General features: G+C 72.1%; 4 protein-coding genes and 1 pseudogene. 3 read left to right on the top strand and 2 right to left on the bottom strand.

Annotated elements, in window-relative coordinates; translation table 11 throughout:
• Nucleotides 1–359: pseudogene (locus ABZ078_RS44025) on the bottom strand (cytochrome c biogenesis protein CcdA); the annotation flags it as partial.
• Between the two features lie 554 nt (nucleotides 360–913).
• Here ABZ078_RS44025 and ABZ078_RS44020 point away from each other — a divergent pair.
• The 3 genes from ABZ078_RS44020 to ABZ078_RS44010 all read left to right on the top strand — a co-directional run bounded on the left by ABZ078_RS44020 (nucleotide 914) and on the right by ABZ078_RS44010 (nucleotide 4723).
• Nucleotides 914–2911, top strand: a complete 1998-nt coding sequence (locus ABZ078_RS44020) for a copper resistance protein CopC (protein WP_356584269.1) — start codon at nucleotides 914–916, stop codon at nucleotides 2909–2911.
• 532 nt (nucleotides 2912–3443) lie between these two features.
• Entirely contained in the window at nucleotides 3444–3845 is a 402-nt protein-coding gene (locus ABZ078_RS44015) for a hypothetical protein (protein ID WP_356584267.1), read from the top strand.
• Between the two features lie 146 nt (nucleotides 3846–3991).
• Nucleotides 3992–4723, top strand: coding sequence for a tRNA-dependent cyclodipeptide synthase (locus ABZ078_RS44010; RefSeq protein ID WP_356584265.1), 732 nt, complete (start codon nucleotides 3992–3994; stop codon nucleotides 4721–4723).
• A gap of 82 nt (nucleotides 4724–4805) precedes the next feature.
• Here ABZ078_RS44010 and ABZ078_RS44005 read toward each other — a convergent pair whose 3' ends face one another.
• The gene (locus ABZ078_RS44005) at nucleotides 4806–5072 is read right to left on the bottom strand and encodes a hypothetical protein (RefSeq protein WP_356584263.1); all 267 of its coding nucleotides are present in this window, start codon (nucleotides 5070–5072) and stop codon (nucleotides 4806–4808) included.
• Between the last annotated feature and the right edge of the window lie 273 nt (nucleotides 5073–5345).

The following is a 5345-nucleotide window of genomic DNA, read 5'->3' as shown; positions in this document are numbered from 1 at the left end:
GCGGCGCCGAAACCGTTGCCCTGAGGCGAGCGCCCGGACGGCATCGGCAGCTTCGGCTTCCACCCGGCGAGCACCGCAAGTCCCCCGGCCACCATGAGCGCCCCGCCGACCAGGTACACCACCAGGTGGTAGCGCTGCAGCGCGGAGGAGATGGCGACGGCCCCGAGCCCGATCGGCACGATCACCGTGGCCACACCGGCGCCGAAGGCGAGCGTCCCGGCGATCACCCGGCCGCGGGAGCGGAACCCGGTGGCGAAGTAGGCGGGCAGCATCACCGAGATACAGCACGGCGCCAGCAGCGCCACCATCCCGCCGAGGAACGACGCCAGGAGCGTGGTCCCGAAGAGCAACTCGCTCATTCACTACCTTTCCGAGGATCACGAGGCTGCGACACCACGATCACCTAAACGGATTAGGGAATAAGGGCGTCCAGAACATGGAGTGGGCCGCGTTCGACTCGCGCGTCTCTCGCGCCAGTGACTCCGTCATATAGGCCCTGCCACTCGATGAAGCTAGGCCGGTGATGTGAAGCCACGATGAAGAGGGCATGCAGGCGCTCTGTGTTCTGTCCGTGCACCCCACTGTCATCGGGGCTTGCCCATTACTTTCCTTGTAGAGCCCGGTTCGGGCTCGTGGCCTTCGGGGCCGGTATGACTCGTTGCCCCACTGGTCGGCGCCTTACCGGAGATGGCCGGGGCGCGGGAGCCCGCGGCTGCGCTGGCGGCGGTCGGGACGTGGCGGTGCTGGTGCCGGCGGCCGAGTCGGCGGTTGCCGCCAAGGGAGTCAACGCCTGCCCGCTTCCGGATGCCGCCGTGGGCTCGCCGGTATCTGCTTCCTGCCCCTGCCGGGGGTGACCGGGAAGCGGTCTGCTAGGTTCGCGCCCATACCTCCTATCTAGCTTAGGTGTACTGGGATGTGTGGTGTGTGGGCCCGGCGGGTCGCGGGCCTGGCGGCTGCCGCCGCCATGGCCGTCGCGGTCTTGCTGACCGGTGCTTCGTCGGCGCAGGCGCATGCCGTGCTGCTGTTCGCGTCGCCGGCGATCGAGGGTGCGGTGCCGCAGGCGCCGAAGGCGGTGTCGCTGGTCTTCGACGAGCCGGTGCGGCCCACTGGGCCGAAGACGGTGCGGGTCTCCGCACCCGACGGGCAGCCGGTGCCGCTCGGGCCGGCCGCCCGCAGCGAGGGCGGGAAGCAGCTGACGATGCCGGTCCGCTCCACCCTGAGCGCCGGCGTGTACACCGTCACCTGGCAGGCGATCGCCGACGACGGCGACGTGATGAGCGGCAGCTACCGCTTCGCCGTCGGCTCGGCGGCCGCCGGGCTGTCCTCCGGGAACGGCTCCGGGCAGCGGGTGAGCGGCGCGGGCGAGACCGCCGTGCTGCGCTGGGTGCTGTACGGATCCTCCGCGCTGGCCCTCGGCGGCATGGTCGGCGAGCGCCTGGCGCGAGGGCGCCGTGATCCCGACGGGCCGGCCGCGCCGCGGTCCTGGGTCCTTCCGGCGGCCGTGGCGGGCACCGCGGCCTCCCTCGGCCTGGCCGTCCTGATCGCCGGCGGCGGCAGCCTGGCCCGCGGAGTGTCCTCTCCTTCTTTTTCGGCCCTCTTCGACAGTCGTCCCGGCATGCTGGCGGTGGTCGAGGCCGCCGCGTGGCTGGCCGCGGCGGTGGCCCTGCGCGCCCGGTGGCGGCGGGCGGCCTGTGTGCTGCTTCTCGGGGCAGCGGTGGCCGAGGGGCTCCGGGCGCACCCGGCGACCAAGTCGGCCATATGGGGGCCGCCACTGACCACCGTCCATCTCCTGGCGGCCGCCATCTGGATCGGCGCCCTGGTGTACGTGCTGCGGGTGGGCGCCGCCTGGCGGTGGAATCCCGCGATGCGGGCGGTGCTGCGCGGCTACGCCCGCATCGCAGCCGTACTCCTCGCCGCGGTGCTGGTCACCGGGACCCTGTCCGGGCTGCTCATGGTCTCGCCTGCCAAGCTGCTGGACTCCGACTTCGGCCGACTGCTGGCAGTCAAGCTGGCCCTGGTCGCTGCCGTGTGTGCGCTCGCGCTGGTCGCGCGGCTGCGGCTGTCCCGCTCGGCGCCCCGTATCGTCGCCCGCGTCGAGGCATCGGCGCTGGCCGCCGTCCTGGCCGCGACCGCGCTGCTGACCGTCACCCAGCCGCCCTCGTCCGCGAACGCCGCCCTGCCGTTCGCGCCGCCGCCGAACGGGGACGCCATCACGGTGGGCGGGCGGGCGGACCAGATCGGCATCGCCGCCACCGCCAGCACCGGACAGGTCGCGCTGCGCCTGACCGCCCCGAACACCGACCTCGACCGGCCCGAGAAGGTCGGCTACGACGCCGCGCTCACCCTGACCCTGCCCGACGGCCGCAGCCGCCCGGTCAAGATCCGCGGCTGCGGCGAGGGGTGCTTCTACGCCCCGGTGACCTGGCGCAAGGGGCTGAATCTGCTCACCGTGCGCGCCAGCGCCGAGGGCTGGGGCGGCGGAGTGGACACGCTGCGCGTGATGTGGCCCATCCGCCCGGACGCCGCCCAGCTCAAGCGCACCGTCGCCGCGATGCGCGCGGTCAAGCAGTTCACCCTGCACGAGCAGGTCGCCAGCGACGACCTGCGCGCCACCGTCGCCCCCACCCGGCTGGAGGTCACCGGCGACCGGTTCATCGACTCCGATCCCTACGCGAAGGGCAGCGCGCCGCTCAGCTCCCGCTACACCGACGCCGAGGGCCATACGGTGCTGGCGCTCGGCTTCCCCGGCGAGCGGCTGGCCCTGGAACTGACCCTGGACGACGAGGACCGGATCGTGCGCGAGACGCTGGTCGCGCCCAACCACAAGATCCGCCGCACCTTCACCTACCCGGAGCCCGAACGGGCTGACGACGGCCACGACCACGAGCATGCCGAGTCCGGCACGGGGTGAGACCAGCGGGAGCCCGCGCGCGCTGACGGCACTGCGCGGCGACAGGTCCCGCTGAACGCGACCAAGGGGCGACAGTCTGCTGTCGGCGGAGGACGTTACGGGCTGAAGACCGGCCAAGTGGCCGAGCTCATAGGAAAGAGCGCCAGCCCATCCGCTTCCACGAGGACTCCGGCCTGGTCTCCCCGGCCCCGCACCCCCAGCACCATGCATGAGCAAGGCGAGCGGCCCCTGCCCCGGCAGCGCTGACCGTGCTCACGGTCAGGGGGGCCGTGATTCTGCCTGCTGCTGCGGCACGGTTGAGTGCCGCTTGCCGCGGTGGGCCGGCGAACCCGGGCCCAGAAGCCCGGCGGTGAACCTCACGCGCCGGACGTGGGAGCCGCGCCGTCGGCGCGATGGCGCGATATGGACGGCGGGCAGGGCACGGCGCGGCCTGGTCCAGTACGTTGTGGGCCGCCGCATGCCGTGTCCGTCATCCGGGTGGGCCCTGGGCGGTTCCATGGGCCTTGGGCCATGTAGGGGGCATCACTTCTTCATGCGCCGGCAGCGTCTCTCCCACGGCCGCGCACGTATGGGCTCCACCCGCGTGCTCGGCGTGTTGCTGCTGGTGCTGGCGCTCCTGGGGTGCGCCTCTGGTGCAAGCGCCGCTGCGGGAATGACCATGGCGGAGCCCTGCGCGGGCGGTTCAGCCGAGGCCATGGTGATGGCCGTGGCCCCTGACGGCACGTCGTCCGCCGCGAAGCACTCGTGCACGTCCGACCATGACCGGTGCCCCGCCTCCCGCACCGAATCCGTCCCCCACACTCATGTGCCCGGCACCGACGGTGATCTGCCGACCGGACCGCCGCCCACGGCTGCGTCCCTCGGTGCCGCACGAGCCTGGGAGCACGCCCGGGGTCCCGGGGACCCCTATGCGCTGTGCGTGATCCGCACGTAGGACGAGGACCGCGCCTCAGCATCACCACACCGCGGACTGCCGCCCGGGTGCCCGCACCCAGGCACTGAGGCAGTACCTCCGCCGGTGGCGCAGGGCTGAGGCCGCACGCCGACACGCCCGTCGTCCTCGCCCAGCCGGAGTCCGCCATGCCTTCCGAGCCCCTCGCCATCAAGCCCACGAAACCTGTCGAGCTGATCCGCGCAGAGCCACTTACCGCCCGATGTCGGGCCGCCTTCGCGGGCCGCGTCCACGCATGCCTCGGCATCAGCCCGTTCAACAGCCACTTCTCCGCCGAGCGGATCGCCGCCCTGGTCCGCTGGGGACTGACCGCCTTCGCACGCGTGCACTTCTTCGTCCCCGACACCGCCGCCGTCCACACCCTGGAGGCACTCGGCTGTCCGCCGGAGAAGGCCGCCTGGAAGGCCCGCCGCCAGGGACAGTACGTCCGCAACAAGATCACCAAAGCCCTGGCCGACAACGGCGTCCTCGACCCCGGCCCCTACCTCCTCGACGGGCAGGCACTCGCCGCGAACCCCTCCTACCAAGAACTCACCGCACAAGTGGAGCACCACTTCCGCAGTGACAGCAGCTTCGCGCAGGCCTGCCTGAACGCCTCGGCCTGGGTGCTGGAACGCCGCCTGCCGCCCGGACAACAGCCCACTCACGCACAGCTGCGAGGCGCCGTGCGCTACTTCCTCGCCGAACTGCCGCTGTTCCTGGACACCCCGCGGATCACGGGCACGGCCGCCTCGGTGTTCTGCTACCACGAGGTCCCCCAGGTACTGGCCGACCTCTACCACCACCAGATGGCTCTGCGCCCGGCCCCCAACCAGGGCTTCTGTCGCCTGCGCACCACGTCGGGCATCCGGCACCCATGAGGGGTCCCTGGGATAGATGGAGCTGGGTACCTTGCCACCACCGACCGGCCCCCGGCCGGGCTGCTGCCCTCGGCCCCGTGGCTCAGCGAGATGGCGGTAGCCCTTGCAGGCGGACCAGCCCGACGTTGGCGAAGCCCAGAGTGAACGGGACATTGTGCCGGGCGTCGATGCCGTGGACACCATGCAGCAGCACCCGCGCGCCGCCCTGCCCTCCGAGGGCGACGGTGCTGCCGGGATCAAGCTGCACTCCTGCCGGGGATATGTCACCGTCGAGCGACACGTCGGCCGCGTTCGGGGTCGAGACGAAGGCAAGGTGCTCGGTCGAACTGCCGTCGTTGCGTACCGACATGGTCAGCTCGCCTTCGCCGCCGCCCAGGAGGCGGACCCTGGCGTGTGTGACCGTCACGGCGGGCAGGCCCTGTCCTCCGAGGACCTTGACCGTCAGTCGGCCGGGTGTCGAGGAGACCAGGGCCCCGGGAGAAGATTCCGAGGCGGACTCGGGAGCAGATGCCTCCGATGCGGCCGGAGAGCGAGCCGGTCCGCCCGCCGCCTGACGGCGTGGTTCTGGATGTGGATCAGGCGGGTCCGGTCCGGCACACGGACGAGCCATCCCGACTCGTAC

The organism is Streptomyces sp. NPDC006385, from assembly GCF_040612485.1.
GTDB lineage: Bacteria > Actinomycetota > Actinomycetes > Streptomycetales > Streptomycetaceae > Streptomyces.
Note: the sequence above shows the minus strand (reverse complement) of the source record. Positions and strands in the feature narration are given on the sequence as shown.